Source organism: Thermogemmata fonticola (assembly GCF_013694095.1).
Taxonomy (GTDB): Bacteria; Planctomycetota; Planctomycetia; order Gemmatales; family Gemmataceae; genus Thermogemmata; species Thermogemmata fonticola.
This window is the reverse complement of the sequence record NZ_JACEFB010000030.1, coordinates 1-1,857: the sequence shown is the minus strand read 5'-3', so window position 1 is coordinate 1,857 and position 1,857 is coordinate 1. Positions and strand designations below refer to the sequence as shown.

Sequence of the window (1,857 nt, the reverse complement as noted above, 5' to 3'; positions counted from 1 at the left end):
TACCACCCCCGCCAGCATCAGCCACAAATACCACCGCACCGGCCGCTCCCACTCCACACCCACCGGCTCCGGCAATCCAAACGCCGACAACGTAAACTCCTCGTCTGAGGGCAAACGGGATGGTTCAAATATGTCATATTCCGTTATCCAAGCTACACGTAGGCGTTCTCCTCCTGTTCGCACTTGATTACTTGTGCTGGTAATGCGTTTAGGAACCGGGAAATTATCCGACCGGTCTTGCAATTCTATAGCTACTGTAATTTTTGAATCAGCATTGATATACTTAGAATTCAATTCACAACCTCGTACACACCAATAACGTGCCGGATCAAAAAGCAATACACCGGACTGAATCGGCTCAAAATCCTTAGATCGAAGTTCTAGCGGATGGGTATTGTCAAACTCCATCCGGACTAACTTCTCACTCTCTCGGTGAAGTAGCTCCATTCGCAGTATCCGAAACGTCGGTCGGCACACCAACGCTGCCACATCCGAAGTATCAGCCTTCAACAAATCCCACAGGGGCGTCAACTGCAATTCAATTTCTCTCATCTCCGGCGTCATCACTCCTTCCTGCCGCATCTGATACCCTCTCAGGACCCAAGGACGCTCAGACCCTCTCCGTATCAATCCAAAACTGTACTTCGCATTATACGCGTACACACTTCCAATCTCATCTTGAGCAAGCAATGGATACATGATACACATACGACAAGATGCATTATGCTTGTACTCAAAACGATAGTGACTCTCTAACTTGTCATCCACATACATCATCCTTGTCAGAGTTCCGTCAAATTGTTGAATCCGGGCACGATATTCCTTCCATAGTCGGGGCGCCTCCTGTAAAAATCTCCGCCGTAGATTGTCCGAAGATTGCATCTCAGATGTACCTAGACTAACAAATACACAAAATAATGCTAATATAAAATATAGCAACCTATATATAAAATAGTACACCCATTTTGGATATCTATTTTTTTCCATAAATCACCTATGATATTATTATTTTCCTAAACTATTAAAAATATTTACAGGCTAACCGGACACCTAGAATCGAGTCCGGATTACCAACATCGAGTGAGATATTCGAACACTGCTAATGGAACACTCTTGCGATAATGGCATCAATCCCCAGGTTATGGTGTCAATAAACAACGGCATGTTTTATCGTAATTTCGCTGCCTACATGCACACGTACCGCAGTTCCTGATACCACCGCCATCATTGTTGCAAGCCAATTGTCCCCCACGACACGGTGGTTCCTGACCAAGACATGAAATGTTACATTCATCGCCAGCACAGCCGTCACCCACCAACACTATTTCGGTCTCCTCCTCCCCCAGCAGCCGGTTTTGCGGTACGAGCACCAGACCGCACACCAGCAACGCTAAACCCTTCCCCATCCAGATTACCACAACCCACCGATATGACAACAGCCTACCACACCCCAACCTATACCTTCTCCACACTTCGATATGCTCCGGTAATCAGAGTGAAAACCTCAACTTCAAGATCACGGGAGTTTCTGCGACCCAATAGTCTCCCCTCAGTTCGTCCCTCCGGCTCGGCGGCGGCTCAGCCAATAAAATACTCCGCCGGCTACCAAACACACCATCCCCGCCAGCATCAGCCACAAATACCACCGCACCGGACGCTCCCACTCCACACCCACCGGCTCCGGCAATCCAAACGCCGACAACGTAAACTCCCTCTCCAACGGCTCCACCCCTTCATCACGCAAATCATACTCGCTCGTGACTACCCCAGCATCGTTCTGTAGCGTCCAACGCACCGGAATCGGATACCCAGACTTCCCCACTCGCGTCTCCACTACCACCACCTCCGATACATCCT

Annotated in this window: 2 protein-coding genes; both read right to left on the bottom strand. The window is 48.7% G+C overall.

The genetic code is table 11. The features are described from left to right. The coding region (locus H0921_RS17530) for a hypothetical protein (protein ID WP_194539828.1) at positions 1 to 564 on the bottom strand (564 nt) is incomplete at its 3' end. 985 nt (positions 565 to 1,549) lie between these two features. Continuing rightward, positions 1,550 to 1,857 (bottom strand): DUF3099 domain-containing protein (locus H0921_RS17525; RefSeq protein ID WP_228500105.1); only part of this gene is annotated, 308 nt, incomplete at its 5' end.